The organism is Pseudomonas petroselini, from assembly GCF_045037875.1.
Lineage (GTDB): Bacteria > Pseudomonadota > Gammaproteobacteria > Pseudomonadales > Pseudomonadaceae > Aquipseudomonas > Aquipseudomonas petroselini.
In genome coordinates, this window is record NZ_CP173614.1 from 3791994 (window position 1) to 3807647 (window position 15654).

Below are 15654 nucleotides of genomic sequence, written 5' to 3' on the forward strand. Positions count from 1 at the left end.
TCGATCTCACAGAATCGCGGCAGCCTTGGTCAGGAACCAGATGATGATCACCACCAGCAAGGCTCCGATGCCGACGACGGCGCCGAGGTCTTTCCAAGTCTTGCGCTGGTTCTGCACGTCGGCATATACAGTCAGGGAATGCCAGGCCACACCCAAGAAAGCGAGCAGGGCGATCAGCAGGCCGAGGAGGATGCCGCCGTCGTAGGCGTAGTTTTTGATCGTCTCGATCAACCCGGATCCTTCGCCGCGCGAAGGGGCTTCCATAGTGGGCAGCTCGGCAAAAGCGAGACTTGGACCGAGCACCAACAATAGACCGACCAGGCGCTGGCTGGCACGATCGCGCAGGTTGTTTTTCAGGGGGGCAAAGTACTTGAGCATGGCGGCGATCTCCTGGATTAGGACAAGGTGAAGAACATCAGGACGAGTAGGGCGAGCAAGACGCGCGCGATGCTGCCGCCGAAGGCCCCAAAGCGCACACTGCCGGCGGCCCAACCCCTGTAAGCCGTCCACATCACCCAGGCACACCAAAGCAAAGCCAGGACGAGAAGCAGGGACAGCCAAAGTGTCGAACTGCTCTGTGCCGAAAAGCCGGAGGCGTTTTGGAATGCAGCGGTCTGGGTGTCGGTCATGCTCATGGCGAAGGCTCCGCAGGCAGAGTGTCTAGGCGGTAATCACCGACGATTTCGGCGGGATCACGGGGCTGCGCACGAGAGGGGGATAGATAGCTCCGTACACCTTGACGGATACGCTGGATGTCTTGAATCAATTGGTGATAATCGAACCGATAGCGCTCTTGTGCATCGGTTGTGTTTGTTAAATTCGCGCGATCAGCGAGGCGCTCCGTAATTTCAAGTTGATTTTGGATTAGGCTAATCGCAATTTGCTCATGGCTGGGTGCTGCACTGACACAACCAGATGCTAGGAACAATATGGAAATCAGAGGGCGAGGGATGAAGGGCGTAAGCATGGCGGTTGGCTCTGGATTCATACGTGCAGGATTGTGGAAATGACCAGCTAAAGCCGCAGGTAAACTGAGGCGGAGGCAATCGCTTTTAATGGCGATTGACCTTGTCAGGTATTTTGGTTTGGTATGGCCTACATCCGCTTTGACGGGAAAGACGAGCTGGTGGGGCTACCCTTCAGTGGTACACGTGAGCCTGGCTTTTTTGAGGAGTGGCCTGATGCAGTGGTTTTACGTATTTATAAAACCGTATTACTGGGTGTCTTTCATCGCCTCTTACGGTGTGGCGCAGAATCTTGAAGGAATAGGATGGTTTGGTTATTTTAATAGTATATATGAGCCGGGTATACCATACCCTCTGTTAAATCTCAGTCCCGTCGCTGGTGTGAAAACAATCTCTTTGTTGTTCTTCATGTTTTTTGTTTTTATGAGTTTAATATTTGTTAGGGGCGCATTCGTGCTGGGGCGGGGGGCTGGTCTGGCGAGCCTGGTAGTAGTATTTTTGCCTGGGGTTTTATCCTTAATCGGTATTTCTCCGAGTTGGTGGTTGCTCATACCCGAGGAATTTCATTTGGGGGCAGGATACATAGGCGGTTTCTGGAGCAGTGGAATGAATTTTCTGATCGCCTTCGTTTTTGGGTGGTCGGCTGTATTGATTCTGGCTAACTGCTTTAAAAGTCCATAGTTTAAATACGGGTATGATCATTTGTGGTGCATGTTAAGTCTCGTAGGGTGCATGTACTTGGTTGTTGACTCTCAAGCAAAGTCTGATCGGGAGCAAATGGCAGATACGAATAAACTACTAGGGGATTACTTGCAGTTTTATAAAGGTCGCTATGAAGGTTTGAAAGAATACTGCCTGGTTCATTCCTCGTTTTCCGAAAACGAAAAGGCGGTCTGTGAATCCGCCGCTAAGGTATTCTCAATACTCTCATTTAACATTGTTGGGAATGAGCCTGAGCTAAGACGATATGGGGATTCCTGGTTGCAATCGTTACCCGCACCCGGGGATATCGCTAGAATCAATACCTATTTCTGTTCCCGTGCTGATTTAAATGGAGCCTGTCGTGAAACGCCTTCACATTTAATGATAAATAGTCAGGAGTTTGGGCATAAATATTACATTCCGCTATCTAGTCACGGAGAGCGTGTAAGCAAGTTGTATGACAGGCTGGGAAAGTTGGTTGATAAGGTTAAATTGACGCATGAGCATGAGAATTTAAAATATTTTCTCTTTTGTATTATTTCTTTTCTTGCGGGAGGAAAGGCAGCAACCGCATCGGTGTCATTAATTGGGGAGAACAACATGAGGTCCCGTTCTTGGCTGCTAGGTGTAGTGAGAGTGATTTATTTTAATTTGTGGTTCTTTTCAAGTTTAAGGGTAGATTAATGCTAGTATAGACTGGGATTGTCGCCTTTCCAGCTAAAGTTGACGTAAACTTCTTGCTTGAGTAATAGTGAAGCGCATTATCTTAAATGTATTTTTTAAACGTTGCTGCTGTAATACTCATGGCCGCACCAAGCAATACGGCGCAAGGTATAAAAACGGCCACTGGATTGAGCGTTATGGGGAGGGATAGGTAAATGATCCAGGGCGCGATTAGTAGTGGCATAACTGCCCGCTTAGCCCTGTGATAGACAAAGCTGCTTTCCCGGCCGGCCCCAAATTTGCGTAAGTCGCGGCGCATCAAGCCATCGACAAAACCGGTGAGCGTGGCGAGCAGAAACAAGGGGCTAGCCAGGATCAAAATGAACAGGCGCACCACGAAGGTAAAGGCCACGTACACCGCCGCCAGCACGAAATCCTCGATGCTCACGTAGAGCTGGTTAAACCCGCTCCAGAAGCCGTTGCCCTGGCTCAAGATCCGCGCCTGCCGGGCAAAGTCTGCAAAGCCACTCTTGACCAGCAGCCACTGATTGAGGAAATCCAGCCAACGGCCAATCGTATGTCCAGGTTGCTGGAGGATGAGAGAAGCTTTGAAGTGCTCGCTGAGCCATCCCAATTCGCTATTCAACATGGCCTGGCTGTGTCGCCAACCCTGATCGCCCCAGAACAGCAGCAGGCCGGCGAACTCTATGAAGATCGAGAACAGCAACGAGGCGATCAGCAAGCCGATGATGCGCAGGATCAGTCTGATCGCCGAGATGATCAACCCCGGGCGCTGGACCGGTTGTGGCGGCGTGGGCCGGACGGAACTCGCCATCGTTCACTCCATTGCGCGCTGCAGTGTTGATGTCGTCTTGACGCCTTCTGGACAGTTTTCTGCTGAATCGAAATCCGAGGCAGGGGCGGGCTACCCCACCTGATCCAGATCGAAGTTGGTTGTTGGGCCGCCACCGCTTGCGCTCCACCATTGCCCTGCCTGCTCGTTGTAGGTGGCCCGCATCCGCTGGGTGAGCTCCTGCAGGTCCTTGGGCATGGCATCGTCGTTAGTGGGTTTTGGCAATGGCATGCGCACTTTCCAGAGCTGCCCACCGGCCTGGAAGGAGAACATTTGTCCCTTTGGCAAACTGACGATGTGCGCAGGCTCGATCAGCGGCACGCTCGTGCTGCTGATACGGTCCTGTGAGGACGAGGTGAAGTCCGTATTGGCCTCAGGATCGGAGGTGTCAGTGGCACCCGACACCAGGGTTTTGGTCAGCACGTTAATCTTGGGCAACTGCTGGGTGAGCAGTTCAGCGGTGGCGGTTTCGCGCACGCGAAGCATCTGCAGGGTGTTGAAATTACCGATGACTTGGCCGGCCTTGGCACGGTCACCTATGCGCGCTTCGATATCGCTGAGGGTCTGGGTGTAGGCCGTCACTTGGATGCCGGCACCGCCACCCTTGTTAATTAGCGGAATGAACTCATCGCCCATCAATTCGTTGAACTCGTCAGCGTGCAGGTTAATGGGTAGCTTGGCGCTGCTGTTGTTGTCCGATTGGGGCAGGCCATGGTCGATGCCGTGTTTGTAGATGTGGCCGGCTACAGAGACTAAGTCGGCGAACATGGAGTTGCCCACAGCGGCGGCCACCTCGGCGTCGGTCAGTGCATCCAAGCCGACATAGACGATGCCACGTTTTCGGATGATCTGCATCCAGTCGAAGATCGGCCGCGGGTCATCCAGGTCGGTGTAGTTGGGGGCCAGTAACTGGGCGGTCTTGCCGGTGGTGAGTTTCTCCAGCAGCGGCAGTAGCGAGGCAACGATCTTGTCGAAGTATGTACGGTCGTAGCGCACTGCCGAACGAAGTCCGTCCATTACTGGATCAAATACCCGTTTGGCCGCCAGGTACTGCTCGATGGCCACCACGCGCTTTTCGCGTCCCACCATGTGCCGGGGAATGTTTTTTTCGGTGAGCTTGCCTTCAAGTTGGACAATCACCTCCCAGGCCTTTGGGTCGGTCTTGGCGAAAAACTGCTGGGTGTATTCGATGAACAATGCATCGATATTGACCACATGTCGCTGGATCTGCAGGTAGTCCGGACGCCGACCCAACTCGATCAAAGCCCGGGCAATGATGTTGACGAAGCGCCACGCGAACTCACGGAAGGCCGCTGAGTTGCCTTCACCACTGAGTTGCCCAGCTATGCGTGACGCCACTTCCGAGATACGCCCGAAACGCCCCACTGCGTTGTAGCGCGCGGAGATTTCTGGCCAGCCTAGATGGAAAACATAGAATTCCTTTTCCCTCCCGGCGCGTTTGGCTTCGACGTACATGCGCTTGAGCAAGTCGGCATCGCCCTTCGGATCGAAGACGATGACCACCTCATGTTCAACGCGGTGAATGTCCTGAGTGATGTACACCTCGGCAAGTCGCGTCTTGCCTACACGAGTAGTGCCAAGCACCAGGGTGTGTCCAACCCGTTCGCCCAGTGGCAGACTGACCTCCGTTTCATTGGGCTCGACCCCATGCAACAGCGGCGAGCCACCTAATGGGGGCAAAGGGCGCAACGGATTGAAGGCACTGTCCCAGGCGGTGACACGGGCCAATGCCGAGAGAGGAAACGGTGCATGCTCCAGGCGCCGTTCGAGTCCGCGCGCCAGACGGTAGCTCGCCGGTTGGTCTACATAGTTGGCGAGCGCTGGATCTTGAGCTTCAACCAGGCGCTGGGTGTGCACGCGGGTCCAGCGAAAGCCGCGGCCCATGAACAGACGCTTGCGGCTGATCGGAATCTGTCGACTGGTCAGCTCGTAACGGGGCAAACGACGGATATTGCGCCGATAGCGCAGCACCTCCCAGGCTTGTCGAAGCCGGATAAGGCCGAACAGCGCATAGGCCAGCGCCGCAACCAGCCCAATCTCGGGTGACAGGGCCACAGCCCAGGGCAAGTACACGCACAACACTGCGGCAGCGAAGCAGATCGCTACGGTGTACAGCTCCACCGCTGGCCGAAGCTTGGACTCCATCGCATGCTCGGCCATAACCTGACTCACTGTTCCAATGAAGTGGCGGTGATCAAGACGGGGTAGTGCTCAATCTGCAGGCGGGTGGCGATGTCGTTACCGTTGACCGGCAGGATGGTGATGCCCGGAGCGGCGGCTCGAATCCGGGCCAAAGCTTCAGTGTCGGCCACTTCGACGGCAAGGCCTGCCGCACCCAGTTCCTGCAGTTCAGATGCGCGTTGACGGAGCCAGGTTAGCGATTGGGGATCGTCGCCCACCAGAAAGAAGGGTTGCAGGCCAGGCATGTTCAGGGCGCGAGATGCGATCTTGCCGGGACTTAAGTGAGAGCTGCGGACGGGCAGTATCCAGGCCTCATCGGCAAACTTGGACAGGTCCGCGAACCCGGGCCGATCAGCCCCAACTTCGTTATTTATCGGCACGCCCATGGCTGGAAAATCGGATTGTGCGAGGTCCCTAGGCAGATCCCCAGCTTCGGTCAGTTCCGGCTGGGCGAAAGGAGCCAAGAGCAGGATGAAATAGCAGATAAGGGGTATTCGCTTCATGGTGGTGTGCCCTGTTTGAAGGAAAACTGGAGTCGTTCGAGTTGTCGGGAAAAGCCGGCGCGGTAACGCGCGGCTGGCGGTCCTCCTGCCGGGCGGTGATAACGTCCGGCAGCCAATACCCAATCACCGGTGGCAGCGTGATGCTCCTGCAACAGCGCGGCGGTCACGGCGAGATTTCGGTAAGGGTCGAGGGCTTCGCAAGGATTGGAGAAACGTTGTCCGTGGTAACCCAAGTTGGTTTGCCCGAGTCCGGCATCGACCCGCTTGGGGTCATGTCGGGCGAGCGCCTGAAGCAAGGCGTGACAGGCAGCCTCGCGAGTGGCAAAGCGGTAAGGACTACCGGCGATGTTCAAGGTCCACGGCCAGGGCAGCAGTCGATCACGGACGCGGAGACCACTCTCCTGCTGGGCAATCGCGAACAGCACCGTCGAAGGGATGCCGGCGTTATGCGCCGCCAGTTGATAGGCCGGAGGCGGAAGTTCGTCCGCCTGGGCGGCTAGCATCGTCAGCAGGAGCGCAAGACCACTCAGTCGAGGCGTTGCCATTGTCCGTTCACCTGTTGAAATGTGGCAGGCAATGGCCCCGGAGCACCCAGGCTGAACCAGCGACCACGGTCATGGTTCAGGGTGATCTGCCGGCGTTGAACCTTGGCCGGATCGATGTCCGCCTCCCGAGCCCAGCGACGGACGCGTTCATCCTCGCCTTGGCTGCCCACCAGGTAGATATCAAATGCCGTGTCACTGCTTTGTAGACGCTGCGCTTCGGCGGTGCACGCCGGGCACTGGTCCTCCACAAACAGGGCTGAGCGCGGCGCGACCGCTGAGCTGGTAGGGGACGGGGACGCCATGCCCTGGATCGGCAGCAGCCCGGGAAACAGCTTGGCCCAGGCCGCGGTGTAAGCGTTTTGGTAGGCCAACTCGCGTTCGGCGCGTTTGGCTTCCAGCGCTACCTGTAATTCGGCATAGCGCTGGCGCTCCTGGTCGGTCTCTGCCTCAACCCCTAATGCAGTCAGAGGATCGAGATTCGGACTCCAGAAACCACGCGGACCGGCTTGGATCTGTTCGAAACGCGTCCACTCCTGCACCGTCAGCCCCCAGCTTGCCGCCTGTTCAGAGTGAGCGCGCCCTAGGGGAGCGGACTGAGTGTCCTGGATTCGTGACGGTGTCGTCATGGGATTGCCCATCGCTGCTCCTGTGCCCAGTAGCGAAACGAGACAGACGACGGTGGGCAGTTGCGCTCTGTTCATGATTGCGTCTCAAGGGAGGTGCACGGTCTGGTCTGGCTGAGCCGCCACTGCGAAGATGGCTAAGTTCGGTTCCAGTACTTTCAGGTGCCATGTTCCGAGCTGCTCGCCGTTATGCAGCAGCCGAACATCTCCAAGATTGCGACTTTCAGGAGGTGCGACCGCCAGAAAGCGCTCACCCCCTCGGGACTCGACACCCAACACTGAGAACGGTGGTGAAAGCGGGGCGGGCTTGGGGCGAGCGGTCTTTTTCGGTTTGGTCACGGAAGACGTCGGCGGTGGGGGGGATGGCTGGTTCTTAAGCTCCAGGAGTTGTTGCTCGACCTGCTCAAGGCGTGCGCGTAGCACTGTCAGGTCTGCCACGGTGGCGCGGCCTACCAGACCATCGCGCAGCTCCTGAATCTCCTGTGCCCATTGATCCAGCATGGGATCGAGAGTGTTGGCCTGTTGCTCACCGGTATCGACTATCTGCTTCAGGTCTTTCAGCGCGTACTGTAGCTTTTCCTGTGCATCCTTGAGGGCGTCTGCATCACGTTGCAGGGCGTCCAGTGTTTGTCGGTATTGGGTGTTCGTGCTCTGCAGTTCTGTCATGCGCTGATATTGGTTATACAAACCACCGCTCAGCCCGGCGACCGCCAGGCAAAGTGACCCGACAATTAGGGTTTGGAACGTCGAGGCTTTCATGGCCGCGCCTCCGATCGATTGGGCAACACGGGTGTGATCAGCACGACGCCAGCATCCGTTTTCAGCTGTTCGAAGCAGACCGAACGGCTGACTTCATCGGTCGTGAGTTGCCAGGCGGGGCCAGCCAGCACTTGTAGCGTGCGGTGCAACGGGATTGGACCAAGCCGGTAATGGGCCGCGGGCAGGGGCCGGGTAAACAGCACCTTCACCGACGCGGTAGCGGGGCAGAGCGAATAGCCCGAACGCTGCAATACGTACTGCAATGCATCCTGCACCGAAGGGTTCAGGCTGGACGGGATGCTCACGTCAATGATTTGAGCAAGAAGATCGCGTTGTTCCGTGGTGGGCTCGGTACTGACAAGCGTGTAACGGCCATAACGAAGCTCTGCCGGATGGCTTTCTTCGGCTATGCCCTTCGAGTGCTGGGCCCGATTGGAGCCACTATCGACCTGTGGATGGGACGGCATTGGGTTAGGGGTTGACGTGGTGCAGGCACTCAACAAACCCAGCAGGCAGACAGGCGTGAAAAAACGCTCCATGGAAGAAACCTCATGTCAGATTCAGTGCAGAGCCTGACATGAGGTGAAAGAGCGGTTCAGCGAGGAAGTCGATTCAAGGAAGGTCGTGTTAACGCCGAACACGTTGCTATTCATCAAAAATGGCGAGCCCATTCAAGACGGGAGCGTCGGGGTCGAAGATCAACAATCGCACATCCGCTAATGCCGCCAGATACAGTACGTTGACCAAGGCTGCAGGGGTGCCGGCATCGAGTTGCTCTTGCCTCAGCGATGAGTAAGGGAGGCCCTCGATTTTCGCCAGGTTATCGTCAGTCCAGGGTGTGCCGATCAGTTTGCAACCGATGCCATTGCAGCCCGCTAAGGCAAAGGGTTCGAACAGCAGGCCGGTTGGTCTGGGGTCAAAATTACCAGCCCGTACCTTCAGATAGCCCAATGCTTCTTCAGTGAGGTGTGCAGTGCTTATTTCCCAGGCTCGGCTGTAGTGCCCAGTCTCGAAACTCAAGCGATGGACCACGGACTTGGCTTCGTCCAACGAATCAAAGTCGCCGACGTGTAACTGCTCGTTGAACACGTCGCCCACTACGGCATAGATCACCTGGTGCACCAACCCGTTGGACGGGCAGCAACCAGCCAATTCACTCAGAATGAATTGGCCTTCACTGATCAAAGCGACATCATCATTGAACACGCAGTAGACCAGTTGCAGCATATCGTCGGCTAGATGTACCTGAGATTCGTGTATAGGCCGAAAGCAGGGAGGACAGCCGTCCTCATAGACAATCAATACTCGCCGTTCGATATACAGCTTGTCGTAGCCACGAGCAAATGGGTTTGAGGCCGTCAGCAAGCCTTGGGCTTGGTGTGTAGGGTTCATAAGGGTGCTCCAGAATGGCAATAAATAAGGCGCCCGTAGGCGCCTGTAAGAGTTAAAGCCAGCCGTACTCGGCAAGGGAGAGCGGGTGGCCTTCACCCACGATGAAGTGATCCAGTACGTGAACCTCTATCAAGGCCAGGGCCCCCTTCAACCGTGCGGTCAAGACGCGGTCCGCTTGGCTGGGTTCTGTACACCCTGAAGGGTGGTTGTGAACGAAAATGACGGCCGCAGCGTTATGCGCGAGGGCGCGCTTAACGACTTGGCGGGGATAAACGCTGGCGCCATCGATGCTTCCGTGAAAGAGGATCTCGAATGCCAGAATGCGATGGCGAGCATCGAGAAAAATCACACCGAAAACCTCATGCTCTTGAGGTGCAACATGCAGTTTTAAGTATGAGGCCACGGTGTCAGGTGACGTCAGGTTGGGGCCGCGGGTGAACAGTCGTCGATCCAGAATGCGCAGCGCTTCGTCGATCAGCTGGTTTTCCTGTTCGATACGATCAGCCTCGCCATCCGAGGTTTCAATCAGGGTGAGTTGGGTGTTCATGGGGTACCTCTGAAGAGAACAATTCATGGGTACGCACCCGACGGGGAGTGGTATCCCAGGAGGTGGATATAGAGCCAAGGGCATTGCCCGATGACGCGGTGTTTACAGGCGGGTGAATCGATGCCGTTGTCCGTGCAGATGAGAGTCACAACCTTCGCAGGGCAATGGGGAGAAGGTTCGTATTCCACGGCCAGTTTCGGGATCGAAGTCGGCACTGAAGGGCATTAGCCGAACCAACCCAAGATGGAGGCCGGCGATGCGTTTCTCGATCTCATCCGCCGTGTAGTAGAGCGATAACGTGCTGTAGTCCTCGTAAGCCACAGCGAACAGGCAGTCGTCGCAAAGCCAGAAGGATTCCATGTTGGTTCTCCTGTGCCGATTGAAGAAAGGCGCTCGATTGAGCGCCTTGATGTAAAACATCGTGGATTGTTCAGGCGGACTGAACAGTACGCGTGGCGACACGGCGGGCCGTGCGGGGAGTGGGTGGAGATTCAGGTTTAATCCTGAATTCTGCTGGGTTGTAGATCTCTTCAGCTTCGGCACCAGCCGATGATGAGTAAGACTCACCGGTGGACGTTTGCTCAGCAGGTGCTCTTGCTTCCTGCCTGGCGGGCGCTTTGTATTCGAACGTGCCGTTGACCTTGATCCAGTCGATGAACAGCAGACGACCTTTCAAACTGGCACCTGGCTGACCTTGTTTAGCGCCTTTCTCATAGAGAAATGGATCGATCCACAGGTCACCGATACGGAACGACAGCAAGACCTTTTTCTCGGCGTGGACGGCGTCCATATAGAGACGAATCAAACGTTCAGCTTCGCCTCCAGCGACCTTGCAGTCGAAGCGGGTGTACTCCACCGCATCGGTGGCACCGTGCAGGGCGGCGATATCGCAGGCCATGAATGGCTGGCCGCGGCGGACTTGTACTTCACGAACACGGTTGAGGTAGCCGATACCGACGGTGTGCAGGTTGAAGTAAGTGGTCGCTTCTTGGGAGTGGTTAGCGTGGGCCATGGTGGTTCTCCTGTTTCAAGGGAAAACGGTGACGCACAGCCCCTGACGGGGAAGTGAGCCCCGTCAGGGTGGGTAAGGTGAAGGCGAGCGATAAACGATTCGGCACCGGCAAGCTGATGACGATCAGAACAATGCGTCTGAGGAATAGCGGTGCAGCAGAGGAGTGTCTGCGGCAGTGAGCCGCAGGCATCGGGTAGTGGGCATTCATCACCGCTGAAGCGGTAACCGTGCAAGCTTCCGAACGCTGATCGCACTTGGGTAAACCACCACGAACGTGGCGTAGCCTTTAAGGTTCAAGCTACCTGGGCTGGGCTGTCAACGACAGCGAACCACGCCCTTTGTATAAGCCTGTCACAGGGGAGCGTCAAGACGCTGCAACCCACTTTTTTAAGCCCGGAATACGGTGGCAGTTATTGGAGTTAAGAAAATGAAAAATGAAGAGAGGGCCTGGCGGGGCGCCAGGCGAGGAAGAGAAAAGCCACCTTTGGCGGTCTTACGCAGTCCAAAAGCGCCTCGCAACACTTAGTTGAACTGCGTCATGATTCGCCAACCGACCCTTGTCGTGGCCTGGGTCGGAACCTGCTGGCACGCATCCGCGCACAAAGGGTGCCCCGTGTTTCCCCGGTGGGCTCCGGAACTGAATACGATCGCCGAAGCGGATGACCGCTATTGCCGGATAGAGGCAACAGTGGTCATCCGCCACCGTGATCAGGTCGAGCACAAGTGAGGAATGAAATTCCGCAGAAGAGAAGGCTCCAAACTCAATGAGTCCGACCGAGCCACCCGGAGCAAATCGGTCTTGGGTCGCCATTGGCGATGATCCTGAGGCACTACAGCAGAGAGGGTGGGACGACGTCAAGGCAGAGAACCTACCGTTCTCATGATGATCGCCCAGGAACATCATGAGCGACGCGTATCTTTACTGATCGACACAGTGCCCTTGCAATCCGGATAGCGGGAGCATGACCAGAACGGCCCTGATTTTCCCTTACGCCTGAGCATTGAGGCGTTGCACATGGGGCAGCCCGGGCTCGCGTCGACCGCTATTGTCAAAGTGAGCGAGCGGTAGTGTGCGACCAGCTGCGTAACCCATTTCGCTTGCTTGGCGACGAACGCATCCAGGGTCAGACGTCCCGCTTCGATTTCGTCCAGCGCCTGTTCCCAGATTGCGGTCATACCCGGATCTGCGACTGCTGCGGGTACCGCTTCGATCAGGGTGTGGGCCGCGGCGGAGGCCATCAAAGCGCGTTTTTTCTTCAGCAAATAACCGCGATCAATCAACCCCTTGATGATGCCAGCTCGCGTGGCTTCGGTACCGATACCGGTGGTGTCCCGAAGTTTCTGTTTCAGGCGTGGGTCGTTGACCAGTTTGGCGACATTTTTCATCGCCTTGATCAGATCACCCTCGGTGAGAGGTTTGGGAGCGGCAGTACGCATGGATTTGAGTTCGACATCGTCCACTGCGCACTGCGTGCCCTGTTGCAAGACGGGTAAGACCTGGGACTTTCGACTGGGCTCATCCTCCTCGGGGTTTTCGCAGAGCAAGCTTTTCCAGCCCTGGACTAGAATCTGTTTACCGACGGCGGTCAAACGCTCTTCGCCACATTCCAGTTCGACCTGAGTTCGATCAAACTCATGATGCGGCAGAAATTGCACGAGGTAGTGGCTACGAATCAGTTCGTAGACTTGGCGTTCTTGTTCAGACATCCGCACCAGGTTTGCCGGCTCGGTGGTGGGGATGATGCCGTGGTGCGCGGTGACCTTGGCATCGTTCCATACGCGGGAGCGCAATGATCGATCCAGGCTCCCGAATGCAGGTCTGAGTGCCGAATCGGTTTTGAGCAGGGCATCGAGTACCGCGGGTGCCTCGTTGAACATACTCTCGGGCAAATAGCGGCAATCGCTGCGCGGGTAGGTGGTGGCTTTGTGGGTTTCATATAGGGCTTGGGCGATGTTCAGGACTTCCTGAACGCCGAGCCCCAGCTTACGTGAGCAGACTTCTTGCAGCGTGCTCAGGTCGAAGGGCAGGGGCGGCGCTTCGCGGCAATGTTCCGTCTGCAACGAGATTACCGTGGCGGACTTGCCATCAGTGATTGTCTGAACCGCGTGATGGGCAAGCGCCTGTTGCAGGCAACGCCCCGACTCGTCTCGGCCTGAGCGTGGCGGTAACCACGATGCGATGAAGCGCTGTCCCATCGACGATAGGTGCACTTCAACGTTCCAGTAAGGCACCGGTACGAAGCCGGCAATCGCACGATCCCGATCGACCACCAGACGTAAGGTGGGTGTCTGGACGCGTCCAACCGACAATACGCCGTCGTAACCTGCCCGCCGGCCAAGAAGGGTAAACAAACGACTGAGGTTCATACCGATCAGCCAGTCGGCACGGCTGCGGGCGAGGGCCGAGTGATAGAGCGGCAAAGTCTCCTGACCGGACTTCAGCGAGGACAGGGCTTTGCGAATCGAGGCCTCGTTGAGGGCGGACAACCAGAGTCTCTCAACGGGGCCTCGATACTGGCAGAGCTCCAGCAATTCGCGAGCAATCATTTCACCTTCGCGATCGGCGTCGGTGGCGATGACCACGGTGGTAGCGTCACTGAGCAAGCGTTTGATGACCTTGAACTGCGCGGCAGTCTTGGGTTTGACCGCAACCTGCCATTGCGCGGGAATGATCGGTAGATGATCCAAAGACCAGTTCTTGTGCTGAATGCCATAAGCTTCGGGAGGGGCTGTCTCCAGCAGGTGGCCGATACACCAGGTGACGGTTGAGTCGGCGCCGATCAGGCAACCATCACCACGCCGGCTGGCACCGAGCACCTTGGCGATGTCACGACCCTGGGAAGGTTTTTCGCAGAGGAAAAGGCACATAGAACTGCTCCGGATTGTGTTCGGAGCAGCGTTGGTGAAAACAACAGGAGCGAGATATGAGAAACCTGAATGGCAGGTTCCTCATATTAGCCGGTGAGGGCCGCTTTGAATGGGCCCAGGCTGCTGCCTACTTGTAGTCTGGATAACAGAATGGGTCTTCATGAGCCGCGAGTAATAACTGGTCGGCGACTTCGCGCAAAGGCGCATTTTTTATGCCTAAAACCGTCAGGCCGTAGGTGGTTGTCCTCTGCGCTTCTTGGGTTTCGACGCCGGTGAACTGGCCTGCTCTGTATTTTGAGAGGTCGTCGGTTCACTGGAACGCTCCCGCATGACCACGCCGTGGACCCGGTGAGGCAGGATGCCGACGCGGCGGGCCTCGATCTTGAAAGTGACCCGCGCATTATCTTCGCTGTCCTCCCACTGATCGCGTACAGTGCGGCCTTCGACCAGCACACGCATGCCTTTCTGGTACAGCGTGCTCCAGTGTTCAGCCTCTCGGTGCCAAAGCTCAACCGGTGCCCAATAACCGCCTCGATCTTCGTAACTTCCCTCGCGTGGAATGGGGTTGTCGAAGTACACATTCAGCCGTAGCAAACGCCTTGGCTCATCATTGCCTGATGGAAATTCCTGGAACTCTGGCGCACTGCCGATATTGCCTTCGCCGACGAAAAAAGTGCTCATCGTGATACCTCGACTGCTGTTGTGAACTGGCGCAGCAGCCGTTCGGCGCTGGCCATTTTGATCGCGCAGGTGGTGGCCTGGCGGTAGAGCGAATGCACCACACTCATCTGCAGGTTCAATGCAATGCGCTCGCATTCGAAACGGTGCAACCCTTCGCGTACTGCTTGTGGCAAGGCCTTGTTGGAAATCTGGCGTTCCCAGACCGCTACGCCCATTCGGGCGAAGTCCCGGGTGCGCCACCGCAAAAAGGTGCTGCCGGAGCTGGTGTTCTGCAGCACCAGTCGAACATTCAGCAGTGAGTAAGGAGGCTGTCTGGCCTGCCGCACCACAACCTCCATCAGGCGACATAACTGCGCCTCGATTTCCCTCGCCACCTGCGCCAGGTGCTCCAACTCCCCCTTACCCTTAAAAGGTTTTAAAAGGCCTTTTAGGGAGGCAGCGTGTTCAAGTTGTCGATAGGCATCCAGTGTCAATGCGTCGAACGGGATTGTTTGAGCGGGACTCCTGAGATTCATGCTTGGTCCTCCGGCTCATCCACTGTTACAGAGGGCTCTTCCGCTTGCTCTACCAACGCATCGGCATCATCCGCTGTCACCGCACCACGGCGAACGATTGGCGGCGCGAACTGGGAGCGGCGATGCCCCTCAAGGATGTCCATCGGGGGCAAACCCAATTTCTCGATGGCCGCCAGAGCACGAGCATTGTTCGCTGCCATGTCATCACGGGTGACGCCAGAATGCCGGTAACGTTGCGCTTGGCCGAATAGGCTGCGCAGGAGGTGGGCGCCGTCATCGATCCAGGCTTCCATGTCCCGGCGACCAATCAAAGCGGTGTGATGGGCCAACAGGGTATGGCGCACCAAGGTGTCGTAGTCGGTCAGGAGGTAGACGGCGAGGAAACCCAGCTGGCTGCCGATATACAACGGCAAGGTGACGGGATGGATGTTGAGGTTGTCGCCCATGTCAATCTGTGTCGGCAGATCCTGCCTGAGCCGATCCAACTGTTGGGTAAGTTCCCGCATCCCAGCCTTGGCCTGCATCAGTTTCTCTTCGAGTTCCACGATGGCCCAATCGGCATAGGGGTCGTCCTGGGCTGCGGTTTGTTTGATCAGGTTGGTGACACTGATGTAGCCAGCCATACCCATGATCGAGTGGACGCCTTCACGTGCGGCGCGACCTTGCCAGATACGGGCGGCGTGGTGGGTGTGCAGGGTCAGGGTGATGCTGCTGCGCAATGACCCCAAATTGAGTTGATAGTGATCGGCCACGGTAGTGTCCTCGCATCGGCTTGGACGAGAACGTTGCGACAGGTGATGACTAAGGACAGCCAAAAAGCTGAA

At 56.8% G+C, this 15654-nt stretch carries 20 protein-coding genes; 2 read left to right on the forward strand and 18 right to left on the reverse strand.

What is annotated here, in order from left to right:
• Positions 1 to 6: 6 nt before the first annotated feature.
• From ACI512_RS17330 to ACI512_RS17340, 3 genes are read right to left on the reverse strand one after another with little or no spacing between them, the layout of a single operon-like run.
• Positions 7 to 378, reverse strand: a complete 372-nt coding sequence (locus ACI512_RS17330) for a TIGR03745 family integrating conjugative element membrane protein (protein ID WP_074845650.1) — start codon at positions 376 to 378, stop codon at positions 7 to 9.
• A 17-nt stretch (positions 379 to 395) separates the two neighbouring features.
• The gene (locus tag ACI512_RS17335) at positions 396 to 635 is read right to left on the reverse strand and encodes a TIGR03758 family integrating conjugative element protein (protein ID WP_231808359.1); all 240 of its coding nucleotides are present in this window, start codon (positions 633 to 635) and stop codon (positions 396 to 398) included.
• Positions 632 to 967 (reverse strand): RAQPRD family integrative conjugative element protein, encoded by a 336-nt coding sequence (locus tag ACI512_RS17340; RefSeq protein ID WP_074845644.1) that lies wholly within the window; start codon positions 965 to 967, stop codon positions 632 to 634. Before ACI512_RS17340 ends, ACI512_RS17335 begins: the two co-directional genes overlap by 4 nt.
• A 214-nt stretch (positions 968 to 1181) precedes the next feature.
• Here ACI512_RS17340 and ACI512_RS17345 point away from each other — a divergent pair, with 214 nt between their 5' ends.
• Positions 1182 to 1646, forward strand: a complete 465-nt coding sequence (locus ACI512_RS17345; RefSeq protein ID WP_231808358.1) for a hypothetical protein — start codon at positions 1182 to 1184, stop codon at positions 1644 to 1646.
• Positions 1647 to 1703: 57 nt separating this feature from the next.
• Complete coding sequence (locus ACI512_RS17350) at positions 1704 to 2351, forward strand: hypothetical protein (RefSeq protein ID WP_405121230.1); 648 nt, start codon at positions 1704 to 1706, stop codon at positions 2349 to 2351.
• A gap of 82 nt (positions 2352 to 2433) precedes the next feature.
• Here ACI512_RS17350 and ACI512_RS17355 read toward each other — a convergent pair whose 3' ends face one another.
• From ACI512_RS17355 to ACI512_RS17425, 15 genes are all read right to left on the reverse strand, one after another.
• Positions 2434 to 3165, reverse strand: a complete 732-nt coding sequence (locus ACI512_RS17355) for a TIGR03747 family integrating conjugative element membrane protein (protein ID WP_074845639.1) — start codon at positions 3163 to 3165, stop codon at positions 2434 to 2436.
• 90 nt (positions 3166 to 3255) lie between these two features.
• The gene (gene traD, locus ACI512_RS17360) at positions 3256 to 5364 is read right to left on the reverse strand and encodes a type IV conjugative transfer system coupling protein TraD (RefSeq protein WP_231808356.1); all 2109 of its coding nucleotides are present in this window, start codon (positions 5362 to 5364) and stop codon (positions 3256 to 3258) included.
• Between the two features lie 8 nt (positions 5365 to 5372).
• On the reverse strand, positions 5373 to 5888 hold the full coding sequence (locus ACI512_RS17365) for an integrating conjugative element protein (RefSeq protein ID WP_103392434.1): 516 nt from the start codon (positions 5886 to 5888) through the stop codon (positions 5373 to 5375).
• A complete protein-coding gene (locus ACI512_RS17370; RefSeq protein WP_074845628.1) occupies positions 5885 to 6433 on the reverse strand; it encodes a lytic transglycosylase in 549 nt (182 codons plus the stop codon). Before ACI512_RS17370 ends, ACI512_RS17365 begins: the two co-directional genes overlap by 4 nt.
• Entirely contained in the window at positions 6415 to 7134 is a 720-nt protein-coding gene (locus tag ACI512_RS17375; RefSeq protein ID WP_074845625.1) for a TIGR03759 family integrating conjugative element protein, read from the reverse strand. Before ACI512_RS17375 ends, ACI512_RS17370 begins: the two co-directional genes overlap by 19 nt.
• Before the next feature lie 9 nt (positions 7135 to 7143).
• Complete coding sequence (locus ACI512_RS17380) at positions 7144 to 7815, reverse strand: chemotaxis protein (protein WP_231808355.1); 672 nt, start codon at positions 7813 to 7815, stop codon at positions 7144 to 7146.
• On the reverse strand, positions 7812 to 8354 hold the full coding sequence (locus ACI512_RS17385) for a PilL N-terminal domain-containing protein (RefSeq protein WP_103392432.1): 543 nt from the start codon (positions 8352 to 8354) through the stop codon (positions 7812 to 7814). The genes ACI512_RS17380 and ACI512_RS17385 overlap by 4 nt, the downstream gene beginning before the upstream one ends.
• A gap of 106 nt (positions 8355 to 8460) precedes the next feature.
• Positions 8461 to 9207, reverse strand: coding sequence for an ABC transporter substrate-binding protein (locus ACI512_RS17390; protein ID WP_074845614.1), 747 nt, complete (start codon positions 9205 to 9207; stop codon positions 8461 to 8463).
• 52 nt (positions 9208 to 9259) lie between these two features.
• On the reverse strand, positions 9260 to 9754 hold the full coding sequence (gene radC / locus ACI512_RS17395) for a DNA repair protein RadC (protein WP_231808354.1): 495 nt from the start codon (positions 9752 to 9754) through the stop codon (positions 9260 to 9262).
• Between the two features lie 102 nt (positions 9755 to 9856).
• Positions 9857 to 10114 carry a hypothetical protein gene (locus ACI512_RS17400; RefSeq protein WP_074845608.1) on the reverse strand — a complete coding sequence of 86 codons (258 nt, stop codon included), beginning with the start codon at positions 10112 to 10114 and terminating at the stop codon, positions 9857 to 9859.
• Between the two features lie 70 nt (positions 10115 to 10184).
• A complete protein-coding gene (locus ACI512_RS17405; protein WP_074845606.1) occupies positions 10185 to 10766 on the reverse strand; it encodes an STY4534 family ICE replication protein in 582 nt (193 codons plus the stop codon).
• A gap of 900 nt (positions 10767 to 11666) precedes the next feature.
• Positions 11667 to 13634: a DNA topoisomerase III gene (locus tag ACI512_RS17410; protein WP_231808353.1), complete on the reverse strand. Its 1968-nt coding sequence runs from the start codon at positions 13632 to 13634 to the stop codon at positions 11667 to 11669.
• 225 nt (positions 13635 to 13859) lie between these two features.
• Positions 13860 to 14315 carry a single-stranded DNA-binding protein gene (locus tag ACI512_RS17415; RefSeq protein WP_074845598.1) on the reverse strand — a complete coding sequence of 152 codons (456 nt, stop codon included), beginning with the start codon at positions 14313 to 14315 and terminating at the stop codon, positions 13860 to 13862.
• Complete coding sequence (locus ACI512_RS17420) at positions 14312 to 14830, reverse strand: DUF3158 family protein (RefSeq protein WP_074845594.1); 519 nt, start codon at positions 14828 to 14830, stop codon at positions 14312 to 14314. Before ACI512_RS17420 ends, ACI512_RS17415 begins: the two co-directional genes overlap by 4 nt.
• Positions 14827 to 15582 (reverse strand): PFL_4669 family integrating conjugative element protein, encoded by a 756-nt coding sequence (locus ACI512_RS17425; RefSeq protein ID WP_231830213.1) that lies wholly within the window; start codon positions 15580 to 15582, stop codon positions 14827 to 14829. Before ACI512_RS17425 ends, ACI512_RS17420 begins: the two co-directional genes overlap by 4 nt.
• Positions 15583 to 15654: the final 72 nt, after the last annotated feature.

Excerpts from the sequence above, each read along its gene's own strand:
- ACI512_RS17335 (WP_231808359.1), bottom strand. The coding sequence starts at position 635 with ATGAGCATGACCGACACCCAGACCGCTGCATTCCAAAACGCCTCCGGC.
- ACI512_RS17420 (WP_074845594.1), bottom strand. The coding sequence starts at position 14,830 with ATGAATCTCAGGAGTCCCGCTCAAACAATCCCGTTCGACGCATTGACA.
- ACI512_RS17340 (WP_074845644.1), bottom strand. The coding sequence starts at position 967 with ATGCTTACGCCCTTCATCCCTCGCCCTCTGATTTCCATATTGTTCCTA.
- ACI512_RS17400 (WP_074845608.1), bottom strand. The coding sequence starts at position 10,114 with ATGGAATCCTTCTGGCTTTGCGACGACTGCCTGTTCGCTGTGGCTTAC.
- ACI512_RS17385 (WP_103392432.1), bottom strand. The coding sequence starts at position 8,354 with ATGGAGCGTTTTTTCACGCCTGTCTGCCTGCTGGGTTTGTTGAGTGCC.
- ACI512_RS17375 (WP_074845625.1), bottom strand. The coding sequence starts at position 7,134 with ATGAACAGAGCGCAACTGCCCACCGTCGTCTGTCTCGTTTCGCTACTG.
- ACI512_RS17380 (WP_231808355.1), bottom strand. The coding sequence starts at position 7,815 with ATGAAAGCCTCGACGTTCCAAACCCTAATTGTCGGGTCACTTTGCCTG.
- radC (WP_231808354.1), bottom strand. The coding sequence starts at position 9,754 with ATGAACACCCAACTCACCCTGATTGAAACCTCGGATGGCGAGGCTGAT.
- ACI512_RS17370 (WP_074845628.1), bottom strand. The coding sequence starts at position 6,433 with ATGGCAACGCCTCGACTGAGTGGTCTTGCGCTCCTGCTGACGATGCTA.
- ACI512_RS17410 (WP_231808353.1), bottom strand. The coding sequence starts at position 13,634 with ATGTGCCTTTTCCTCTGCGAAAAACCTTCCCAGGGTCGTGACATCGCC.
- ACI512_RS17405 (WP_074845606.1), bottom strand. The coding sequence starts at position 10,766 with ATGGCCCACGCTAACCACTCCCAAGAAGCGACCACTTACTTCAACCTG.
- ACI512_RS17365 (WP_103392434.1), bottom strand. The coding sequence starts at position 5,888 with ATGAAGCGAATACCCCTTATCTGCTATTTCATCCTGCTCTTGGCTCCT.
- traD (WP_231808356.1), bottom strand. The coding sequence starts at position 5,364 with ATGGCCGAGCATGCGATGGAGTCCAAGCTTCGGCCAGCGGTGGAGCTG.
- ACI512_RS17345 (WP_231808358.1), top strand. The coding sequence starts at position 1,182 with ATGCAGTGGTTTTACGTATTTATAAAACCGTATTACTGGGTGTCTTTC.
- ACI512_RS17330 (WP_074845650.1), bottom strand. The coding sequence starts at position 378 with ATGCTCAAGTACTTTGCCCCCCTGAAAAACAACCTGCGCGATCGTGCC.
- ACI512_RS17390 (WP_074845614.1), bottom strand. The coding sequence starts at position 9,207 with ATGAACCCTACACACCAAGCCCAAGGCTTGCTGACGGCCTCAAACCCA.
- ACI512_RS17415 (WP_074845598.1), bottom strand. The coding sequence starts at position 14,315 with ATGAGCACTTTTTTCGTCGGCGAAGGCAATATCGGCAGTGCGCCAGAG.
- ACI512_RS17355 (WP_074845639.1), bottom strand. The coding sequence starts at position 3,165 with ATGGCGAGTTCCGTCCGGCCCACGCCGCCACAACCGGTCCAGCGCCCG.